Below are 3,020 nucleotides of genomic sequence, written 5' to 3'. Positions count from 1 at the left end.
GGGTAAGGGGAGCGGTCGTCGGGGTGGGCGGTGTGGCGCGGAGGCCGTTGAGCGTGAGGGCCAGATAGCGGCGCCAGGCTTCGGGGGTGGTGGCCGCGAGGGCCGGTACGGTACGGCCGAGCGCGGCCAGGACGAAGAGCACGTCCTCCGTCGTGAGGTCCGCGCGCATCGTGCCCTGCCGCTGGGCCCGCCGTACCAGAAGACGGACCGTCTCCCGGTTCTCGGCGTGCAGCGCGTCCAGCGAGGGCACGCCCGGAATCCCGGTGGTCATCAGGTCGTTGGCGCCGCGGTCGGCGGCCAGGCCGGCGAAGACGGAGTCGAAGTACGCGGTGAGGCCGGCCCAGGCGTCCTCGTACTCCCGTGCCTGCTCACCGGCGCGGGCGGTCGCGGCGAGTGTGTCGTGGAAGACGGCCTCGACGAGCGCGCCCCGGTCGGGGAAGTGCCGGTACAGCGTGGCGTTTCCGACTCCGGCGCGGCGGGCGATCTCGTCGAGGGAGGCGTCCAGGCCCTGTTCGGCGAAGACCTCGCGGGCGGCTTCGGTGAGGAGGGCACGGTTGCGCAGGGCATCACGCCGGAGCGGCGCCGCTCTCCGCTCACTCGCTGCCACCGGGTTTCGCCGCCTTCTGCTGATTGCTCGGCTGATCGCTGGACTGATCGCTTGACCGTTCCGGTGGCTGATCGTACCGGCGGGGGGCCGGACGGGGGCCGGACCGTACCCACATAGCCGCCACGGTCGACGCGGACCGTGGCGGCTGCGCGGGTAGCTGTTGGCGCAGGTCAGGCGCAGCTCAGTTGCAGTTCAGCCGTGGGTCAGGTGCAGGTGGCCGCGTTCAGGGTGAAGCCGGTCGGCGCGGGATTGCTCCCCGTGAAGGTGGCCTGGAAGCCGAAGCTCACCGAACTGCCCGGCGCGATCGCCTTGTTCCAGCCGACGTCCTTGGCGGTGACGGCCGTACCGCTCTGGGTGACCGTGGCGTTCCAGGCGCCCGTGACCCGCTGCCCGCCCGGGTACGACCAGCCGAGCGTCCAGCCGTTCACGGGGGTGGCGGAGGTGTTCTTGACGGTCACGGTGGCGGTGAACCCGTTGTTCCACGCGCTGTCGATCCCGTACGTGACCGCGCAGCCGGCGGCCGGCGTACCGGGGCCGTCGCCGTCCCCGCCGTCACCGTCACCGTCGTCGCCGGAGGTTTCGGCGGCGAACTGGGTGAGCCAGGCCAGCGGCGCGTTCCAGTTGACCGCCACTTCGTTGGTGGAGTACGAGCCGATGTCGTCGATGTAGCAGGCCGCGGGCTTGCAGCCGGCCAGCTCCTCCTCCGCGACCGGGTCCTGGAGCGCGGCGTTGGGCCCGCCGGCGATGGACCCGGCGGGCGGGTTGGGCAGCGAGGCGTCGTACTGGTTGGCCCAGAAGCGGTGGTGCTGGTTGCGGGAGGCCTGCTCGCCGTACCCCGTGACGTACGACTGCCCGAGCGCGTTCCGTCCCAGCAGATAGTCCAGCGCCTCGATGCTGCCGGCGCGGTAGCGCTGCTGGCCGGTCAGTCCGTACGCGACGGCCATGACGATGCCGTTGTTGGCGACCTGGCCGTTGGAGCCCCAGACGTACGCGGTGGAGGGGAGCGGTACGGCGTACCCCTGGCCGGACATGGTGCTCAGATGGCTGTCGGCCGCGGCCGTCACCGAGGCGCGCAGGCGAGTGGTCTCGGTCGCGGGCAGACCGGTGGGGACGGTGGCGAGGACGATCCGGCCGAGCGCGGCGGTGTCGGCCCAGCCGAAGCCGAAGGAGGTGAAGGCGCCGGGGGAGGTGTGCCAGGAGGAGGCGGTGACGACATCGCGGTAGGCGGCCTCGCCGGTCGTCGCGTACAGCTCGGCGCCGGCCCAGTAGAACTCGTCGCTGACGGTGGCGTCGCCGTACGCCCCGCCGCCGTTGCCGTCCGAATCCGGCGCGATGACGGCCGGGTTGGCGCGGGCGGCGGTCCAGGCGCGGCGTGCGGAGTCGAGGCAGCGGGCGGCGAAGGCGGCGTCGTACGGCGCGTACACGCGGGCGCACTGGGCGGCGGTGGCGGCGAGATTGAGCGTGGCGGCGGTGGAGGGCCGGTGCAACTCGCGCTGCTGGCTGTCGAGTTCGGGCCGCATGGGCAGCCCGGTCCAGTTCGCGTCATGGATCTTGTGGAACGCCATCCCGGCGAGCGGACGCCCCTCCGGCACCTGCATCCGCATCAGGAACTCCATCTCCCAGCGCGCCTCGTCGAGCACATCGGGCACGCCGTTGCCGCGCTCGGGGATGCGGAGGGTGGAGTCCCCGAGGGCGCCGTCGGTCCCGGCGCGCTTGGCCCGCTCGAAGGAGTTGACGAGCAGCCAGGTGGCGAGCCCGCCATTGACGACGTACTTCCCGTGATCCCCGGCGTCGTACCACCCGCCGCGCACATCCCGGCTGTAGTCACAGACCCCGGCCTGGCACGGCACGCTGGTGTCGCCCTTGTTGGGAGCGACCCCGAGATGCCCGGCGGGCCGCGCGTAGGCGGCGCCCCCGGCGAGCGAGGCGTCGATGGGGATGCCGCTGCGCTGCTGGTAGAAGAACGACATGGCGTCGGAGCGGAGGGTGTTGTAGAGCCCGGCTGAGATGTCGAAGGCATGGCTCGTGCCCTGCCCGTCGACGGCCAGCGTGAGCCCGGTGCCGGTCCCGGTGTACGAGGAGAAGTCGACGGTGTGGGTGGACTCCCCGGACGCGGGGTCGACGCCACGGGGCGTGCTGACCCCGGAGGCGAGGACGGCGCCGGTGCTGGAGCGTAATTGCCAGGGTGTGGCGCTGGTGGAGGCGGAAACGACGGTGGCGCGCTTGGGCCCGTCGGGGAGGTAGCCGTGCTGGTTGAGACGGATGGTGGTGGCGGGGGCGAGGGGGCTGGGGCCGGCGGGCTTTTGGGCGGGCGTTTCGGCGGGTTTGGGGGCGGCTTGGGCGCTCCCGGCGAGCAACGAGCCGGCGGCCAGGACACCGACGACAAGCCCCACGAGCGCGCGTCGCAAGGGCG

Annotated in this window: 2 protein-coding genes; both read right to left on the bottom strand. The window is 72.6% G+C overall.

Annotated elements, in window-relative coordinates; translation table 11 throughout:
• Window positions 1-607 (bottom strand): TetR/AcrR family transcriptional regulator (locus tag WH07_RS34825; RefSeq protein WP_046509057.1); only part of this gene is annotated, 607 nt, incomplete at its 3' end.
• Window positions 608-810: 203 nt separating this feature from the next.
• The gene (locus WH07_RS34820) at window positions 811-3,015 is read right to left on the bottom strand and encodes a glycoside hydrolase family 9 protein (protein ID WP_046509056.1); all 2,205 of its coding nucleotides are present in this window, start codon (window positions 3,013-3,015) and stop codon (window positions 811-813) included.
• Between the last annotated feature and the right edge of the window lie 5 nt (window positions 3,016-3,020).

The sequence above is a fragment of the Streptomyces odonnellii genome (assembly GCF_000981895.1).
In the GTDB taxonomy this organism is placed as follows: domain Bacteria; phylum Actinomycetota; class Actinomycetes; order Streptomycetales; family Streptomycetaceae; genus Streptomyces; species Streptomyces odonnellii.
Note: the sequence above shows the minus strand (reverse complement) of the source record. Positions and strands in the feature narration are given on the sequence as shown.